The 18,089-nt window shown below is 41.3% G+C and carries 15 protein-coding genes and 1 pseudogene; 8 read left to right on the forward strand and 8 right to left on the reverse strand.

Annotated elements, in window-relative coordinates:
- Nucleotides 1-39: 39 nt before the first annotated feature.
- Nucleotides 40-525 (reverse strand): annotated as a pseudogene (locus L641_RS0116680) (IS3 family transposase); the annotation flags it as partial.
- A 264-nt stretch (nucleotides 526-789) separates the two neighbouring features.
- Between L641_RS0116680 and L641_RS0116685 the strand changes: the two are divergent.
- A complete protein-coding gene (locus tag L641_RS0116685; RefSeq protein ID WP_008126957.1) occupies nucleotides 790-3,774 on the forward strand; it encodes a Tn3-like element ISKox2 family transposase in 2,985 nt (994 codons plus the stop codon).
- A 78-nt stretch (nucleotides 3,775-3,852) separates the two neighbouring features.
- On the opposite strand, the gene L641_RS23490 is transcribed toward L641_RS0116685, so the two are convergent.
- Complete coding sequence (locus L641_RS23490) at nucleotides 3,853-4,374, reverse strand: hypothetical protein (protein ID WP_216712930.1); 522 nt, start codon at nucleotides 4,372-4,374, stop codon at nucleotides 3,853-3,855.
- Entirely contained in the window at nucleotides 4,374-5,681 is a 1,308-nt protein-coding gene (locus L641_RS22420) for a hypothetical protein (RefSeq protein WP_216712931.1), read from the reverse strand. The genes L641_RS23490 and L641_RS22420 overlap by 1 nt, the downstream gene beginning before the upstream one ends.
- 417 nt (nucleotides 5,682-6,098) lie before the next feature.
- Between L641_RS22420 and gloA the strand changes: the two genes are divergently transcribed.
- Nucleotides 6,099-6,626: a lactoylglutathione lyase gene (gene gloA, locus L641_RS0116695; protein ID WP_024602531.1), complete on the forward strand. Its 528-nt coding sequence runs from the start codon at nucleotides 6,099-6,101 to the stop codon at nucleotides 6,624-6,626.
- Between the two features lie 71 nt (nucleotides 6,627-6,697).
- On the opposite strand, the gene htpX is transcribed toward gloA, so the two are convergent.
- The 5 genes from htpX to bioB all read right to left on the reverse strand — a co-directional run bounded on the left by htpX (nucleotide 6,698) and on the right by bioB (nucleotide 11,468).
- Nucleotides 6,698-7,561, reverse strand: a complete 864-nt coding sequence (gene htpX, locus L641_RS0116700) for a protease HtpX (RefSeq protein WP_024602532.1) — start codon at nucleotides 7,559-7,561, stop codon at nucleotides 6,698-6,700.
- A 139-nt stretch (nucleotides 7,562-7,700) separates the two neighbouring features.
- On the reverse strand, nucleotides 7,701-8,384 hold the full coding sequence (bioD, locus tag L641_RS0116705; protein WP_024602533.1) for a dethiobiotin synthase: 684 nt from the start codon (nucleotides 8,382-8,384) through the stop codon (nucleotides 7,701-7,703).
- Nucleotides 8,385-8,402: 18 nt separating this feature from the next.
- Nucleotides 8,403-9,221 (reverse strand): methyltransferase domain-containing protein, encoded by an 819-nt coding sequence (locus L641_RS0116710; RefSeq protein ID WP_024602534.1) that lies wholly within the window; start codon nucleotides 9,219-9,221, stop codon nucleotides 8,403-8,405.
- Nucleotides 9,218-10,372, reverse strand: a complete 1,155-nt coding sequence (locus L641_RS0116715) for an 8-amino-7-oxononanoate synthase (protein WP_024602535.1) — start codon at nucleotides 10,370-10,372, stop codon at nucleotides 9,218-9,220. Before L641_RS0116715 ends, L641_RS0116710 begins: the two co-directional genes overlap by 4 nt.
- Before the next feature lie 55 nt (nucleotides 10,373-10,427).
- On the reverse strand, nucleotides 10,428-11,468 hold the full coding sequence (gene bioB, locus L641_RS0116720) for a biotin synthase BioB (protein ID WP_024602536.1): 1,041 nt from the start codon (nucleotides 11,466-11,468) through the stop codon (nucleotides 10,428-10,430).
- 95 nt (nucleotides 11,469-11,563) lie between these two features.
- On the opposite strand from bioB, the gene bioA reads away from it, so the two are divergent.
- The 6 genes from bioA (at nucleotide 11,564) to L641_RS0116750 (ending at nucleotide 18,088) form a co-directional block, all read left to right on the forward strand.
- The gene (gene bioA, locus L641_RS0116725) at nucleotides 11,564-12,865 is read left to right on the forward strand and encodes an adenosylmethionine--8-amino-7-oxononanoate transaminase (protein ID WP_024602537.1); all 1,302 of its coding nucleotides are present in this window, start codon (nucleotides 11,564-11,566) and stop codon (nucleotides 12,863-12,865) included.
- A gap of 180 nt (nucleotides 12,866-13,045) precedes the next feature.
- Nucleotides 13,046-13,858 carry a hypothetical protein gene (locus tag L641_RS0116730; protein ID WP_024602538.1) on the forward strand — a complete coding sequence of 271 codons (813 nt, stop codon included), beginning with the start codon at nucleotides 13,046-13,048 and terminating at the stop codon, nucleotides 13,856-13,858.
- Entirely contained in the window at nucleotides 13,859-14,905 is a 1,047-nt protein-coding gene (locus L641_RS0116735) for an extracellular solute-binding protein (protein WP_024602539.1), read from the forward strand.
- Nucleotides 14,905-16,404, forward strand: a complete 1,500-nt coding sequence (locus tag L641_RS0116740) for an iron ABC transporter permease (protein WP_024602540.1) — start codon at nucleotides 14,905-14,907, stop codon at nucleotides 16,402-16,404. Before L641_RS0116735 ends, L641_RS0116740 begins: the two co-directional genes overlap by 1 nt.
- 13 nt (nucleotides 16,405-16,417) lie before the next feature.
- Complete coding sequence (locus tag L641_RS0116745; protein ID WP_024602541.1) at nucleotides 16,418-17,431, forward strand: ABC transporter ATP-binding protein; 1,014 nt, start codon at nucleotides 16,418-16,420, stop codon at nucleotides 17,429-17,431.
- A 27-nt stretch (nucleotides 17,432-17,458) separates the two neighbouring features.
- On the forward strand, nucleotides 17,459-18,088 hold the full coding sequence (locus tag L641_RS0116750) for a Vat family streptogramin A O-acetyltransferase (RefSeq protein ID WP_024602542.1): 630 nt from the start codon (nucleotides 17,459-17,461) through the stop codon (nucleotides 18,086-18,088).
- Nucleotide 18,089 lies beyond the last annotated feature (1 nt).

Here is an 18,089-nt window from a genome sequence, read left to right on the forward strand (position 1 = left end):
TGAATCGCCCCGAGTTCATCGGAGACCAGTTTGTTTAAGTCAGGCCACTTTACCTGACTCGTTTAAATTATCATAGTAGTCTGTTTCATATTGAGCTGGTGAAATATACCCAATTGAAGATAATAAGCGTTGATTATTAAACCAATTGACCCACTCTAACGTTGCGTATTCAACAGCATCAACATTCTTCCACGGGCCATTTCTGCGAATAATCTCTGTTTTAAATAATCCATTTATTGTTTCAGCCAATGCATTGTCATAAGAGTCACCCACACTGCCTACAGACGCTTGAATTCCAGCTTCAGCAAGTCGCTCAGTGTATCGTATAGACAAATATTGGCTGCCTCTGTCGCTGTGGTGAATTAACCCTTCGGGGTTGCCACGATGCCAAATAGCTTGCTCTAACGCATCAAGAATAAGCTCTGTGTGCATTGTCGTTGATACACGCCAACCTACAATGTATCGTGAAAAAACATCTATCACGAAAGCGACATAAACAAACCCACTCCATGTGGCAAGTAGAGTAAGAGGCAGAACGTAGTCGAACTATTTTTCTGCCTCTCCTCTCCGAACCGTACGTGCACCTTTCAGCGCATACAGCTCTCCGCTTAATTGTGGCTTACAGCCATTACAACATCGCTGTAGCGAGATGGGGTTCTAGGGATTTTCCCCTCTAAAGTAACATAAATCGCCATACTCACCATATTTAAAGGCATACAAAGGTGGGTTACTTCTCCAAAGTATGGCAAATTATGAGGTTAACAACCCCTTAAACTTAATTTAATTCCTATGGCTATAAAAAACGAACTATCAATTCTTACCAAAGCTGAGCAGCTTGATCTATATTCTCCGCCGCTATTATCACTTGAACAACAACGATTGTATTTTACGCCAAACGAGATCGAGTTAACAGAGTTGAAAAGTATTCGCCTAAGGAACCACCGATGCTATTTCATTGCGTTATTAGGGTATTTTAAGTCTAAGCCTGTGATTCTTTCACCTAGCTTTAACCTCATCTTTGACGATATGCAGTTTATTTCAACGCAAGTTCAAGGAGGCAAAGGGATCAGGCCTTTCAGCATTAATAAGATGCAGCGTGACCGTATATATCAAAGAATACTGAGGTTATTAAACTATCAGAAATGGGACGAAAGTCTGCACTTTGCGCCGCTGTACGAACATCTTGTTATGGTCGGCAAAGCTTGGCTTGAGCCTCGTTATCTATTCGATGCAGCCGCTGAATATCTAGCAACGCATAGAATTGCCATCCCTAAATATACTGTCTTACAAAAGCTTATCAGTCGTGTTATCCAACAGGTCAAGAAGGCGTTAAATAATAAGCTTCGTATTCATGTTTCATCTGAACTACACGGATTTCTAAATACTATTATCGATGACAAAGATGGGCTCTCCTTAAGCCAGCTTCGAGCCGGTGCAAAAAGCGTTATGGTGACAGAGCTAAAAAAAGAACTGACGGTGTATCATCAGTTACAGCCTTATACAAGACAGATTGATAATGCTGTTAAGGGCTTAGCCTTATCGTCTAAAAACCAACAACACTTCGGTGAAATGGTGGATTATTATGGCAGTAAACTAAAACGCTTTAAGCGTCCACAGCAACACCTATGGTTGCTGTGTTTTCTGACTCAACGCATACGGCAAAGCCTAGAGCGATTGGCTGATGGGTTTATTCATCATATCCGTAAACAACAAGAAGCTGCGCATGCGTTTGCCCAACAGGCAGTGTTTGACTCATGGAGGTCAGCTGCAGACAATGTCACCAAAGCCGCAGAATTACTGCATCTGTTTGTTGATGACAGTATCGACGATAATCAACCATTTGCAACGGTTAGGCAACAAGCATTAAGTGTAATGAATAACCAAGATATAGAAACGCTATGCCTGTACTTAAAAAAGCAAAAACGCACGGTAGAAGAATATCAATGGCAATATTATGATGATCAAAACGGGTTAATTGAGCAGTTATTAAGGCCCGTGTTTCTATGTCTTGAATGCCAAGCAGGTAAAGGCTCAGAAGCATTAGTGACCCAGCTCAAAACCACAAAAACAGAACTATTAGCAGGTAATACATTGCAAACAATGGATAGTACACTTATCCAACAAAAACATCGTCCATGGTTAATTAACAAGGATGTTGTTCATCCACAGCGATACGAATGGTTGCTTTACCGTCAACTGGCTTCTCGGCTTAATGGTCGAATTTACTTATCAAACGTCACTAAATATCGTGCGCTAGAAGACGACTTAATTGCATCGTCAATACAGCCTGATCTATTGGCATCATCAACATTGGAAAAGCTAAAGCAGCCGATTCAGAAGCTACTGCAAGTAAAACAAATACGCTTAACAACATCCCTAGAAGATGTTGCTCGTCACATTGATAATGGTGATAACCGCAATGTGATCATGAAGAGCCGAAGTGGCACACGATGGCGACTGCCAGTTAAAGGCTCCCAATCACTTGTCAACAACCCTTTCTTTAAACAAATGATCCCCGTCAGTATTGCTGATGTGTTGCGTTATGTTGAACAAGAAACCAACTTTATGCAATGCTTCGCACACGTGCTGCCAATACAAAAACAAGTAGGCGCCAATCAGGATGATTTATTGGCTATTCTAATTGCGAATGCGACACATCGCGGCGTATATGGGATGGCACAAATATCTGATCGCAGTTATGAGCATCTAAGCACTATACAAGCTAATTATATTAGGCCTGAAACCTTGCAAGAGGCTAGTGATATCATCAATAACGCAGTAGCGGCACTCCCTATTTTCCGCCACTATCACATCCAAGAAGACGTCCTGCACGCCAGTACCGATGGGCAAAAATTTGAAACTCACCTTGAGACTTTTAAAACTCGCTACTCCTCGAAATACTTCGGCACCAACAAAGGTATTACGGCCATGACGTTAGTTGCCAATCATAGTGCGTTAAATGCCCGTATCATAGGATCTAATGAGCATGAGTCCCATTATATTTACGACTTACTACAATCTAATACTAGTGATCTTAAGCCAGATGTCCTCTCAACCGACACCCATGGTGTTAATCATGTTAATTATGCCTTATTGGATTTATGCGGTTATAGTTTTGCGCCTAGGTATGCTCAGTTCACCAGTGTGATCAATGACCTATTTAACGTAACTGAAAGCGACGACGGAAACACGCATCTGGCGCTGAAAAAGCCGATAAAAATGAATGTGATTGAAGAAGGCTGGCAGGATATTCAGCGTATTGTGTTATCCCTTCAAGAAAAACGCACAACACAGGCATTGCTAGTACGCAAATTATCTGGTTATCCATCTAGACACCCTATATTACAAGCATTAACGGAATATAATAGGCTCATCAAAGCCCAATATTTACTTGATTATATTGATGATGCAAGTCTGCGCCAATATGTTCAACGAGCACTGAACCGAGGCGAAGCCTGGCATTTCCTCAGGCGAGCTATTGCATCGGTCAATCGTGACCAGTTCCGTGGAAAAAACGAATCAGAAATAGTCGTCTGGAACGAGTGTGCCCGTTTGACGGCAAATGCTATTATCTACTTTAACTCGATGATCCTAAGTCATCTATTACTGCACTTTGAAGAAGTTGGTGACGAGGAAAAAGCAGCAATAACTCGACAAGTATCACCCGTTGCATGGCAGAACATTAATCTGAGCGGCACTTATCAGTTCGCTAGTAACCGCAAACTACCTGATTTACAGGAAATAACTAGGCCTATTGTTGAAAATGAAGTCTAAAATGAAAGGTAACCCAGCTCCACAAGCCATTAACTGCGAGGGTTGTGGCGATTTATGTTACTTTAGAGGGGAAAATCCCTAGAACCCCTTAATAGATGCTCCAACGGTACTGTTGTGTGTTACCACAACTATAGGCATAGTTTGTGAGAGCTCTTTCAATATTTGATTCACTTCTCCTTTCAAAAAGACATTGTCAAAAGAAGACTCGGGTTCATCAATTAATAGGTAGTCATAGTTTTGAGCATCCTTAATTTCTTGAAGCAATCTGAATTCTGATCTTTCGCCACCTGAAACTTTAAAGCCATCTTTGTTAAGAATTTCATATTCAATGCATGCAAAGTATTTATAGAACTCAGAAGGAGTTAACGCCTCATTGTTTTTTAACTCAAGAAGATATTTATATGGGGAAGAGTATTCTTTGTAGGCACTAGTAAAGGCGACTTTCTTACCACTTACATTTTTAACTTCGCCAGCCCCGTTAAAAGCTCGTTGCTTACAAACAACTTTAAAGCCTTGAATGTTTTCTTCATGAATAATTTTTTCAGTCTGTAGTTGTTTGGCGATTAGATTAAATTTCAAAGCCTTTTGATGTTCAATCATTACTTTGTACAAATCAACATCTTTACTTGTGTGCTAGAAGACCGAAGTTTGAGTTTACTTTTTACATCCCTTACTGCCTCATTAACAACATTTTTCTTCTTTGTGCTAAGTGTTTTTTCCCAAAGAGACTCTATTAACTCACATGCTAGAGCCTTCAAATCAACTACATTTATATGTTTATCAATTACATTTCTGTACTCAATATTTTCAATTAATAGTCGAACAGAGGTTATGAGGTCTGTAAGTCCTTTCTCTTCACTTATTTCAAATTGTGACTCGTTAAATAATGTAACTTTAGAGAAAGCGTCTCGTTTACTTACCTCTTCTGCTTGTTTCATTAGAGTTTCAAGGTACTCATCTACTTTACGTCGATTTGTAATAAGGTCAATGGTACTTACATCATCTAATACTGCTTTAAAAGGGGCCAAGTGTTTGTCAACAAAATTGCTTTTCTTTCGAGCTACACCTTCATTGAATTCCTTTTCATAGTTGGAATCATCTCTCTGCACTAGTGAAAATTGAGGAATATACTTTACGTTTTTACATTCCTCATTGATCCGATTTAAAGTCACAGTTTTGCCAGAAGATCTTGCCCCGAGAACAATATTCAAACCAGTAGAAAGTTGTTGACCATCATCAAATATCTGGAACAGTTTATTTCCATCAGATTTTGATAAAGCAACTTTGCTCCTATCACTCAAACTATGCTTGATTGCACTTATTGTTAATTCACCACAATCAATATAGGTTTGCCTTGGGGGGAACTTACGTAAACAGTCTTTAATCCTTACATCACTAAATAACACAGGAGTTATTTCATTCTCATCCTTTGCCATTCGAACAAATTTCTTTGGGCTGTCAACCTCTCCTGCATCTATGAAGGCGCGTAGTTGTTCAAAGGTGTCTTTTGATATGGATGGTTTTTTCTGATAGTGAGGAATAATTAAATAATCATTAAGATTTCCAAATATCTGAATTAATTCTTCGACATTTATATTATCTCCTGCCTTCTTTATTTTTTCAGATACTTTATTAGCTTTGAGTTGAAAATCATCTAAGTTTTCATTCTCTGAAATGAGAAGGATATGACCATTATCAACATAAATTTCAATGCCTGGGAATACTATGCAATCCAAGGCTTTTTGAATCTCTTGAAATTGTGCGAGATCGAAAACATCGTGGTTTGTTATAGCAATAGCATCAAGTTCTGTCACCGTAACGTATTCATTTAGCTTATCCAATGAAAATTCAAAGTGTGCATCACTAAATGTAGGGACTGTATGCAAATGGAGATCAATTTTTTTCAACGAATATCCCTTTCTAATTAATATACGTACCTATGCAGAGCAATGCTCGAATTACCGTATAACAGCTTATTGAACACCACTTTGGGGGTTTGTAACACCCAAAACAGCGTATATTACATTGCTTAATAATTCCACTAAACAACTTCAATGTAAACAATTAATTACGTAGGCGGTAAAACACCCGTTGTTAAAATACCCCAAAATGGTGGAGAACAGTAATATTGGATAAAACGCCAGATACTGTTTAAATAAACAGTGTAGTTAAATATACCATTTTTCGCTTTCAAAACACTCAACTAACTGGCTGATAATTTAGCTCGGTGGTTTTAATTTTTGCTGCTGTTTATTATGATGAGCGTACACCCTGCCTTTTTAAATCCATTAAGGTTTTTCAGTCATTTTATTAAGGATTATCTCATGTCTAGCTATAACGAATCTCCAGAGCAAATTGCACAGGCCACTGAGGGCTATGTGATGCAGCAAACTATGTTGCGTATTAAAGATCCAAAACCGTCGCTGGCATTTTATGAAAATGTATTGGGCATGAAGTTGTTAGGTAAGTACGACTTTCCTGGTATGGAGTTTACTTTGTACTTTTTAGGCTACGAGCAAGATATGCCTAAAGGCGATGATAAAGAAAAAACTCAATGGGTGTTTCGCCGCCCTGCACTGATTGAACTTACCCATAACTGGGGCACTGAAAACGACGACAGCTTTAGCGGTTATCACAGTGGTAATGAAGAACCAAAAAGCTTTGGCCATATTGGTATTAGCGTACCCGATGTATACGCTGCCTGCGAGCGCTTTGCTAAGTACGATGTGGAGTTTGTAAAACAGCCAGATGGTGGCTCAATGAAGGGCCTTGCCTTTATTAAAGACCCAGACGGTTACTGGATTGAAATACTCTCGCCAGAGGGCATTACAGACATTATTCAATCGCAATAAAAACCATTAAGCATAAAAAAGCCTGCAAATGCAGGCTTTTTGTTACAAGTACTGTGAAAAACTTGATTTTTTTAACGACGTAGTGCGTCTATACGTGCGTCAAGCGGTGGGTGAGATGAAAACAACTCAGCCATGCCTTTACCACTGGCTATACCAAAGGCCATCATTGAGCCTTCTAATTGCGATGGGTGGTTTTGCTTTAATCGCTCAAGGGCTGAACGCATTTTATCTGCGCCTACCAAATGAGCTGCGCCGCTATCGGCTGCAAATTCACGCTTACGGCTATAATGAGCAACCACTATGCTTGCCAGTACGCCAAATAATATTTGGAATAACATATCGAATAAGAAGTAAGTCCAGCTGCTGCCGCCCTCTTCTTCATCGCTATTGATAAAGTTGTCAACAATGCCCGCCAGTACTTTAGCGGCAAAAATAACAAAGGTATTAACCACACCTTGAATAAGCGTTAGCGTTACCATGTCGCCATTAGCCACATGCGATACCTCGTGCGCCAATACGGCTTCGGCTTGATCTTGGCTCATGTTATGTAATAAACCCGTGCTTACCGCCACCAGCGAATTATTTTTACTTGGGCCGGTTGCAAACGCGTTCATTTCTGGGCTGTCGTAAATAGCCACTTCTGGCATTTTAATACCGGCTTTTTTAGCTTGATCAGCCACAGTGCTTACCAGCCATTGTTCGGTTTCGGTACGAGGTTGGGTGATCACTTGCGCACCGGTTGATTTTTTGGCGATCCATTTCGACATAAATAACGAAATAAACGATCCACCAAAGCCAAATACAGTCGCAATTAGTAAAATTCCGCCAAGGCTACGATGGCTTAAGCCCAGCGCACTCATTATGATTGAAAGCACCACACCTAATACCAACATAACCGCGAGGTTAGTTAATAAAAACAAAAATACACGTTTCATACGAGTTCTCCAAAAATAACATTTATTGCTGAGCGATTTACTATGTTTGATCGGCTTTGAGCAATCACTGCGTTATGACACACTATGTCATAACGTCAGCGCTATTCTGTGACAAACTATGTCACAACACAAGGGTTATTTATGGATTTATGGATAATTTTTCAAGCAGGGTTTTATAAATTTGTAATTTAGGGGTTTGCTCTGTGTATGGGCTAATGGCAAGCAGTGGAAATGGTAAACGTGTTTTCAGTGAATCTAGGTTTGCTTGGTATTCATCCATAGTGGCATCAACTTGGTTAGCAATCCAGCCAATGCAATTAACCCCCATATTTTGCATATGCGCTGCCGTGAGTAATGCATGATTTATACAGCCTAGTTTCATCCCTACCACTAATATTACTGGCAGTTGCTCTGCTTTTACCCAGTCGTACAAATACTCGTTATTATTAATTGGCAATGCCCAGCCGCCCGCGCCTTCGGTTAACAGGTAATCGGCGCCTTGTTGCTTCACATTTTTATAAGCGGTACGTAGCTTTTCAACACTTAGGGTTACTCCCACTTGCTCTGCTGCAATGTGCGGAGCTATGGCGGGCTCAAAAGCAAACGGATTAATAATGTCGTATTTTGCACTTACAGTTGCACTTTCCATTAGCATTAAGGCATCGGCATTCACGAGCTGATCAAACGCAAGTTCACACCCTGATGCAATCGGTTTAAAACCTATTGCACGCTTTTTATGTTGGGCGAGTAACTTTAACAGCAAACTGGTTACATGAGTTTTACCGGCGTCGGTATCGGTACCGGTAATAAAAAACTGGTTCATGGCATGGCCTTATTATTTTTACTGGGCTTTTTCTAATGATAACAATACCACATGGTAAGATACATGGGCTTTATTGTTTATAATCGGATAGGCATCAAATACTTTTTGCAGCGCTGATTTGGTTAATAAACCACGACGACTTGTTACATGATTTTGTGTGGTGGCACCAATGGCTTTAATCGATTTTATAGCCGCTAATGCACTGCTGTGCTGATCGGTATAGATGATTTTTTTTGATGCGTTGATCTTAAACCCGGCCTTTTCGACCGATTGGTTTATATTATTATGGCTTGCAAACTGATTAATATGATTATGTGAATCAAGCACTTCAAAGGCGGTTTTGATCTCGTTTAATGACCCTGCAACAACCGTACTAATATAGGCTTGCCCGCCTGGTTTTAATGCTTGGTAAAGCGAGTGCATTAAGGCTTCTAAATTAGCAGACCACTGCAGCGCAAAATTACTAAATAGCACGTCAATACTGTTAGCTTGCAGCGGTAAGTTATCCATGTCGGCGCACAGTTTTGGGGTGTTTAAATTACTGCTTTTTAGCATGTTAAAACTCAAATCTATGGCAACAACTTGGCCAAATAATGTCCTTAAAGCCTGAGTATTAACAAGCGGCCCTGCGCCTAGGTCAACACAGAGCTTATTAGGGTTTGCACTAATGAGTTTAAATAAATCATTTGCCGCTTGTTTTTGCACATTGGCATGCTGGCTGTAACTGTTTGCTGCCTTTGAAAAGTTATGCGCTGTGGTTTTTTTTAAAACCTGAGCAGCTATACACACAGTTGTAGGGCTAAGTGGCTTAGTTTTAATTGCCTGCGGGCTTATCATGAAATGACCTTTTGTAAGCTACCAACGAGTTGTTTTATATCGTCATGGGTGTGGGCTGCACTTAAGGTAATACGCAAACGCGAGGTATTGTGTAAAACAGTTGGCGGGCGAATAGCCGTTAGCCAAATGCCCTGCTGCTTTAGTTGCTCACTGGCTTTTAACGTTTGCTCGGCGCAGCCTAAAACAATTGGTTGAATCGCGGTGTTAGAGTCCATTAGCGCAATGTGCTGCTCTTTAGCTCGGCTTTTAAACAGCGCAATATTAGCGTTTAATTTAGCTCGCCTGTCGTTGGCATCTCTTATGCTTTTGATACGCGCCAAAGTATGAGAGGCAATAAACGGCGACATAGCGGTTGAGTAGGTATAATCACGATTAAACTGCAGCATGTAATCTATAAAATGCTGCGAACCTAATACGCACGCACCACTACTAGCAACCGCTTTACCAAAGGTGATCACTAAAATATCGGGCAAGGTGTCGGCTGCAATTAAGGCTTCACAACTGCCAAGCCCCGATTTTCCTAAAACACCAAAACCATGGGCATCGTCTATCATTAACCACGCGTTATGCTGCTTTGCTAAGGCAAATAGCGCTTTAATTGGCGCGGTATCACCATCCATGGAGAACACACCTTCAGACACGATGAGCTTATTGCGCGCTTTTGATTTTTCTAGCCGTGAGCGTAAATGGTTTATATCGTTATGGTTAAAGCGTATTAACGCGGCGTTGGCGTGTAATGCGCCATCAATTAAACTGGCATGATTGAGTTTATCTTGAAAAATCGCACTGTGTTGCGCTGTCGCTTTATCTTGAAACAAGGCTTTAATCACACTGCTATTTGCGCTAAAGCCAGAGTTAAACAACATGCCAGCCTCATAACCCAAAGCACTACATAAAGCTTGCTCAAGCGCTTGCTGTGGCTGTTGATAACCCGTCACTAATGCTGAACTGTGGCTACCTAGCAACGGCGCGCTGGTTAATTCCACCGGCGAATCGCCAAACCCTAAATAATCGTTACTCGCAAAGTTGAGGTAGGTTTTATCATTAACCGTAATAGTGCGCGCCGTTGCGCTTTGCACTACATAGCGTTTACGCAAGAGCTGTTGTGCTTTGCGTTCATCTAAATGGGTGTTTATAAATTCAAATGACATAAATGCTTTAACCTTCAACGCGATACTTTAAACCATTAGCATAGTACTGAGCACTTTACGCTTCGTAAAACAATTCTGAGGTTGCTTTATCGGCCACTTGCGATGACAAAGACGCAGCAACGGCTTCATCAGAATAGTCTTCGGCTGTTTCTGGGTTCATCCCGAGTTTTTTAATTAATTGCATGTCGGCATCGGCTTCTGGGTTTTCGGTAGTAAGAAGTTTATCACCATAAAATATAGAGTTAGCACCGGCAAAAAAGCACATTGACTGCATTTGTTCGTTCATTGCTGTGCGCCCTGCTGATAAACGTACGTAGCTATGGGGCATCATAATACGTGCTGTGGCTATGGTACGAATAAACTCAAACTGATCTAAGTCGTCGACGTTTTCAAGCGGTGTCCCTTTTACCTTTACTAGCATATTAATTGGCACGCTTTCGGGCTGCTGGGGTAAATTAGCCAACTGCATTAATAAGCCATAGCGGTCGCTTGCTTGCTCACCCATACCGACAATACCGCCGGAGCATACTTTCATACCAGCGTCTCGCACATTGCCTATAGTATCAAGGCGGTCTTGAAAGGTGCGAGTTGATATAATTTGCTCATAGTATTCAGGTGAGGTGTCTAGGTTGTGGTTATAGTAATCAAGGCCAGCATCACGCAGTTCATGGGCTTTTTCGTTATTTAACATGCCTAAAGTCATACAGGTTTCAAGGCCAAGGGCTTTTACTTCTTTTACCATTTTCGAAATGTATGGCATGTCTCTGTCTTTTGGATCTGACCATGCTGCCCCCATACAAAAACGGGTAGCGCCTTTTTGTTTTGCTAACCGCGCTTGCTCTACCACTTTTTCTACTTCTATTAGGCGCTCGCGTTCTAAATCAGTTTTGTAATGCCCTGATTGCGGGCAATATTTACAGTCTTCTGGGCAGGCACCGGTTTTAATAGATAACAACGTAGAAATTTGTACTTCGTTTGGATTAAAATTAGCGCGATGCACAGAGGCGGCTTTAAATAATAAATCGTTAAATGGCATTTCAAATAAGGCTTTTACTTCCTGATGGGTCCAATCGTGTCGAACTGTTGCAAGCTCCATAATACTCTCTTTTATTTTTTGCTCTTGGTGTTATTGGCTTAGAATACGTATTGCCGTACCATTGTCAACGAAGCCCACTTAGTTAAAGTTTACATATGATTAATAAACAAACGATAGACCTTGATTTTGATCGTCAGCACATTTGGCATCCCTACACCTCAATGACTCAACCTATTCCGGTTTACCCCGTAACGCATGCAAGTCACAACCTTATTCACTTAGAAACGGGCGAACAACTTATTGACGGTATGGCCTCATGGTGGAGTGCTATTCACGGCTATAACCATCCGGTTTTAAATGAAGCGATGCACGCCCAAATAAATAAAATGAGCCATGTAATGTTTGGTGGCATAATCCACCAGCCGGCAGTAGAGCTCTGTAAAAAGCTGGTAGCGATAACGCCAGAGGGATTAACAAAGGTGTTTTTAGCCGACAGTGGCTCAGTAAGTGTGGAAGTAGCGATAAAAATGGCGCTGCAATATTGGTTAAGCCAAGGGGTTACAACAAAACAAAAATTAATGACCCCGTTCAAAGGCTACCATGGCGATACGTTTGCAGCGATGAGTGTGTGCGATCCTATTAATTCTATGCATAGTTTGTACGCTGGTTTTTTGCCTGAGCATATTTTTGTGCCTGCCCCTATTAGCCAATTTAATAGTGCGTTTAATCAAGCTGAGGCCGATGAACTCGAAAGCTATTTTTTAAAGTACCACCAGCAAGTCGCCGCGTTTATTATTGAACCTATTGTGCAAAACGCCGGGGGGATGAATTTTTATCATCCTGAGTATTTAGCCAGTGTGCGTAAGCTCTGCACTCAATATGATGTTCTGCTTATTTGCGATGAAATTGCCACCGGATTTGGCCGCACCGGCAAATTGTTTGCTGTAGAGCATGCCAATATAGAGCCCGATATACTGTGTATAGGTAAAGCGCTGACTGGTGGAGCAATGACCCTTTCGGCAACCATAACTAGCGACAAAATAGCCACAGGAATCAGCGAAGGAGAAGCTGGGGTTTTGATGCACGGGCCTACATTTATGGGAAATCCGCTGGCCTGCGCTGTTGCTTGCGCCAGTATTGATTTATTACTAAGCCAAAACTGGCAACACCGTATCAGCGAAATAAATACTCAATTACAGCAGCTGCATAAATGCCAAGCGCTCAGCGCCGTGGTGAATGTACGTACTTTAGGAGCTATTGGCGTAGTAGAGCTTACAGAAGAGGCTGGTAGCATTGATGTCGCTAAAATTCAGGCTTATTTTGTATCTCAAGGAGTATGGATACGCCCCTTTGGTAAGCTAATTTATCTAATGCCACCGTATATAAGTGACAAAAACAGTATTCGCGCTTTATGTGATGCTATTTATAACGCCATAAAAGGTAAACATTACGTATAGATAGGTTAACTATTATTAAGGGTTACGTTAAAATTTATGCAAATAATTAGTTTGCTGCCTATTCGTCCCAAAACATTGGTATTTTTAGCCCTGACCTGTCATTTAGTGTGTTGATCTGAGTGATCTTTAGGGATATGATAATGCCTATCATTTACAATAACATTTATGGACTCACTTGCTATGAAAATATTACTTAAGCCTGCCAAGACATTAAGTGCAAGTTTTTTACTCGCCTCTGCGATTTTTGCACAACCTGTATTTGCTAATGGCCCTATTGGTGAGCATGTTAATCACCTTCAAGCTAATTTAAAAACTTACAATGAAGACGTTGAATGGATGATCTCTAAAGTCGATACCATGGTAAGCGATTACGAGAAAAAAGGCGCAAAAGCAGTTAATAGTGATGATTTGGTTGAGTACTGGGAATCAGTTAAATTCCACAGCGCAATAGAAACTAATTACGTGCCTGTCTATGCCTCTATTTGGCAAGGTTTGTATGGCATAAAAATGGCTATCGATAATAAAAAACCAGCGCTAGAAGTACGCAAACAACAACAAGCAATGAATAATGCCCTATGGCAAGGATTAGGCGCAGTTAAACTGGCGGCTAAGTTTCAACAAAAAGGGTTATTAGATAGCGTTAAAGCAACAGCAACCAAAGAAATGACTCAAAGCGCGACTATCGACGAAATTAAACATAAATTAGACCGAGTGGTCGCTAAATACGCAGAACGTTTAAGCGATGAAGCCACCAACATAGTGCACGACACTTACCTACATTTATTTGAAGGTGTTGAAGGTACACTAATTGAGCAAGACGCGAAGTTAGTAGAAGTTCTAGAAAAAGACTTTAACATAACACTTCCACAAGCAATTTCTAATAATAAAAGTGTTGATGAAGTTCGTGATGTGGTTGTTGATATGCAAACCAAACTAAGCCGCGCTCAAACGCTGATTGAAAAAGCAGAAAAAGCACGTAAGGATGTATTTTAAGTGAAACGCAGAACCTTTATTCAAAGCTTAGCTGCGTTAGGGGTAGCGGGTGCTTTACCGCTATCGCTTTCACGCGCTTTTGCCGCTGATATTGCTATTGCAAACCCCGTGTCTGTTGATACATTGCCTAAATTAAAAGGTGCATTGACGCTTTATTTAGGCCGTGGTGAAGGTGGCTTATACGAAAACGTATTACAAGCCATTCAAAAAAAGAACCCTGATCTTGACCTTGCCATTCGTCGCGGCCCTACCGCAGCGCTTGCCAACACCATTGTTGCCGAAGCAAATGCAGGGGTTAAACGTGCCGACTTATTTTGGGCAGTCGACTCTGGGGCAATTGGTTTAGTTACCGATGCCGGCCTTGCCAAGCCCATGCCGAGTGATTTATCAGCGCAATTACAGCCACAATTTAGATACGATGAATGGGCACCTGTAACTGGTCGTATACGTACTTTGCCTTTTAATACTGAGCGTTTAACCAAAGAGCAAATTCCAACAAGCATTATGGACATTGCCGACAGTGATTTAAGTATTGGTTGGGCGCCTGCTTATGCTTCTTTTCAATCGTTCATTACCGCTATGCGACTTTTAGAAGGTGATGATAAAACAGCTAAGTGGCTTAAAAAAGTTAAAAAACGTTCTAAAACCTACGCCGGTGAACTCGGTGTGGTAATGGGCGTTGAACGTGGTGAAGTAGACATTGGTTTTGCCAATCATTACTACACGCTGCGCTTAAAATCAGGTAAGCCAGATGCAAAACTTGATTTAGCCTTTACCCAAAATGATGCTGGCTGTTTAGTTAACGCTTCAGGTATTTTATCGTTATCTGACGACCCACTGGCAATCAACTTTATGCGCTATTTACTTAGCATTGAAGTGCAAAGTTATTTAGCAAGCGAAGCCTATGAAATCCCTTTGGTTAATGGCATTACTCAACCCGATGGATTGCCTAAGTTAACCAGTATTTCGCCACCTAAAATTGATTTAACTCAGTTGGCTGATTTACGCCCAACTATAGATTTAATGCGCAGCAGCGGCGTTTTATAATGCGAATACCTACATCTTACCCAATGGCGCTGCTTGCAGCGCTAGTGACCCTGACTCCTATTTTTGTTTTAATTACGCTTGCCTCTGACGCAAGCTCTTTTTTTGATAGTCATAATTTAACTATTTTAGGCAATACCCTGTCGTTAATGGGATTAACTGTATTAGGTTCAATTTTAATTGGTGTGCCCTTGGCATTCATTAGCGCCTATGTGCAGTTACCGTTTAAAAAGTTTTGGCTGGTGGTGTTTGCAGCCCCGCTTGCTATTCCTAGTTACATTGGCGCTTTTACGCTTTATGCTGCATTTGGTCCCGGCGGTGAAATAAACAACTTACTTGGTTTTGAAACCCCTTCTATGTATGGGTTAACGGGAGCCGCCATTGTCATGACCTTGTATACTTTTCCGTTTGTTATGATGACTACCCGTTCGTCTTTACTTAGTTTAGATGCCAGTATGGTCAACGCTGCTCGCACACTGGGTATGTCGATGACGCAAAGCGTATTTAAAGTTATTTTACCCCGCGTAATAAATGGCATTGCTGCAGGGTCATTATTGGTTGCGCTGTATACCTTATCTGACTTTGGTACTCCCGCAATGATGCGCTTAGATACGTTTACCCGTGTTATTTATGTGGAATACAATGCTTTTGCCTTAAGCCGTGCGGCTATGTTATCACTGCAACTGATGGTGATTGTTGGCTTTTTATTAATGATTGAATCACAAATAAAAACCGCCTCAGAGCGTCAAGGTCGTTCGCTTATTTTATTCCCTAAAAAATGGCAACTAGGCGCTATGTTTGCCACCTTTGCGCCTATTTTATTACTCGCTATTGGCCTACCTTTGGCAGTATTTACTTTGTGGTTAGTGCGTGATGGCTTTAGCTCGTTTGATTTTAGTATTGCCTGGCATTCAACCTATGCTTCAGCCATTGCGGCTATTGTTACGGTTATTGTTGCCATTCCGGTTGCCCATGCGGCTTTAAGTGGTAAGGCCGGTAAAGTAATGGAACGCGTTACTTACTTTGGTTTTGGTATTCCGGGTATTGTTATGGGCACAGCGCTTGTGTATGGCGGCTTACAACTGCCCTTTTTATATCAAACGCTGGGCTTATTGATTATTGCTTATATGCTACGTTTTTTACCACTTGCGGTAGGTTCTGTGCGTACCAGCACCGAGCACCTTGACCCTAGTTTGGTAAAATCAGCGCGGGTATTAGGCGCAAACCCGCGCGAAGCCTTTACGCGTATTACTTTGCCCCTAACTATGCGTGGTATTATTGCAGGTGGGGCCTTGGTCTTTTTAGAGTCAATGCGTGAATTAGAAGCCACACTTTTATTAGGCCCCACCGGCTTTGAAACGCTTTCTACCTACTTATGGCGTGTTTATGAAGCTGGTTATTTTGGCCGTGCTGCTATTCCTGGCTTATTGTTGGTGGTGATTTCTGCGGGTGCTTTAGCTATTATGATGTCTGGCGAAAAACGCAACCAGTTTGAACATTAAGGATTTATAAAAAATGCTATCTGTAAGTCAGTTGTCTATAGATTATGGCAGTAACCGTGTTGTTAGCGATTTAAATTTCACCCTAGGTGAAAGCGAAATATTAATGCTTGTTGGTCCAACAGGTTGCGGAAAAAGTACTATTTTACAAGCGCTAGCGGGGCTTTTACCGATTAGCGAGGGTGAAATTAAAGTGGCTAAATGGACTGCTACGCCAAAACATACTGTGGCGCCTGAAAAACGCAGCGTGGGTATGGTGTTTCAAGACTTTGCATTGTTTCCCCATTTAACGGTTGAACAAAACGTATGTTTTAAATTAAAAGACACCAGCCCTGCCGATCACTGGTTAAAACTTCTTAGTTTAGATGCATTTAGGCATAAAAAACCAGCCACACTGTCAGGCGGGCAAAAGCAACGCGTAGCATTAGCGCGTACCCTAGCCCACCAACCTGACTTTGTATTACTTGATGAGCCGTTATCTAACCTTGATGCTGCCTTAAAAGATATGTTGCGTTGGGATATCCGTAACGCATTAAAAGAAGCTGGCGTACCGGCAATTTGGGTAACGCACGATCAAGAAGAAGCGCTTTCGGTGGGCGATCGTGTGGGTGTTTTAAAAGGCGGTAAAATACAACAAATTGACACCCCAGAGCAGTGTTTTAGTACCCCAAACAACCGCTTTGTTGCGCGCTTTTTAGGTGAAGCCAGCTTTATAAAAGGAACCCTAAATAACGGCCAAGCGCTTACTGATATTGGTAATGTACCTGCAAACGGCGTTGATTGTGACACTGGTGAGGTAGAAGTTCTACTTCGTCCAGATGATGTATTATTAGTACAAAGCAGTATTGGTAATAATGGTGAAGTAATTTGGGTACGCTTTGAAGGCGGTAGCCGTTTATGCGCGGTTAAACTTGCATGCGAAACCGTGGTAACTAGCCGAGTAAGCCATGAGGTGGTTGTACACCCAGGTGACAAGGTACATGTTTCGCTCAGTACATCTCACCCATTGGCGGCATTTAAAAGCGTGTAGCCTATTTATCTTACTTGAGAGGAAACCATGAACGGACCAAATCCAAACAATCCATCACCTATGGACGGTTTTCCTCAAGTAGGTTATTTAAAAAACTTTATTAAGTCACCTAATATAGAAGTAGGTGATTACACGTATTACGACGACCCTTATGGGCCTGAACATTTTGAAAAAAATGTGCTCTACCATTTCGATTTTATCGGAGACCGTCTCATTATTGGTAAGTTTTGCGCCATAGCTAAAGACGTTACTTTTATAATGAATGGGGCTAACCATCAAACCTCCGGCTTTTCTACTTATCCATTTTTTATATTTGGCAACGGTTGGGAAAAGTCTGCTCCTCAACAAGGTGACTTACCTTTCAAGGGCAATACTGAAATAGGTAATGATGTATGGATTGGTTACAACGCCACTATTATGCCGGGGGTAAAAATTGGCAGCGGCGCCATCATAGCGAGTAAATCTGTGGTAACCAATGATGTACCTGCTTATAGCATTGTAGGCGGTAATCCTGCAAAAGTAATAAAAAAGCGTTTTAATGAAACAACTATCAATCAACTTTTAGCGATTGCATGGTGGGATTGGAGCAGTGAAAAAATCACCGCTCATTTAGATGCCATTACCCACGCTGATATAGACGTATTAGCTAACATTTAAT

The organism is Pseudoalteromonas sp. TB41, assembly GCF_000497975.1.
Taxonomy (GTDB): Bacteria; Pseudomonadota; Gammaproteobacteria; order Enterobacterales; family Alteromonadaceae; genus Pseudoalteromonas; species Pseudoalteromonas tetraodonis.

Coding starts and splice junctions, on each gene's coding strand:
- L641_RS0116685 (WP_008126957.1), top strand. CDS start 790: ATGGCTATAAAAAACGAACTATCAATTCTTACCAAAGCTGAGCAGCTT.
- L641_RS23490 (WP_216712930.1), bottom strand. CDS start 4,374: ATGATTGAACATCAAAAGGCTTTGAAATTTAATCTAATCGCCAAACAA.
- gloA (WP_024602531.1), top strand. CDS start 6,099: ATGTCTAGCTATAACGAATCTCCAGAGCAAATTGCACAGGCCACTGAG.
- htpX (WP_024602532.1), bottom strand. CDS start 7,561: ATGAAACGTGTATTTTTGTTTTTATTAACTAACCTCGCGGTTATGTTG.
- bioD (WP_024602533.1), bottom strand. CDS start 8,384: ATGAACCAGTTTTTTATTACCGGTACCGATACCGACGCCGGTAAAACT.
- L641_RS0116710 (WP_024602534.1), bottom strand. CDS start 9,221: ATGATAAGCCCGCAGGCAATTAAAACTAAGCCACTTAGCCCTACAACT.
- L641_RS0116715 (WP_024602535.1), bottom strand. CDS start 10,372: ATGTCATTTGAATTTATAAACACCCATTTAGATGAACGCAAAGCACAA.
- bioB (WP_024602536.1), bottom strand. CDS start 11,468: ATGGAGCTTGCAACAGTTCGACACGATTGGACCCATCAGGAAGTAAAA.
- bioA (WP_024602537.1), top strand. CDS start 11,564: ATGATTAATAAACAAACGATAGACCTTGATTTTGATCGTCAGCACATT.
- L641_RS0116730 (WP_024602538.1), top strand. CDS start 13,046: ATGAAAATATTACTTAAGCCTGCCAAGACATTAAGTGCAAGTTTTTTA.
- L641_RS0116740 (WP_024602540.1), top strand. CDS start 14,905: ATGCGAATACCTACATCTTACCCAATGGCGCTGCTTGCAGCGCTAGTG.
- L641_RS0116745 (WP_024602541.1), top strand. CDS start 16,418: ATGCTATCTGTAAGTCAGTTGTCTATAGATTATGGCAGTAACCGTGTT.
- L641_RS0116750 (WP_024602542.1), top strand. CDS start 17,459: ATGAACGGACCAAATCCAAACAATCCATCACCTATGGACGGTTTTCCT.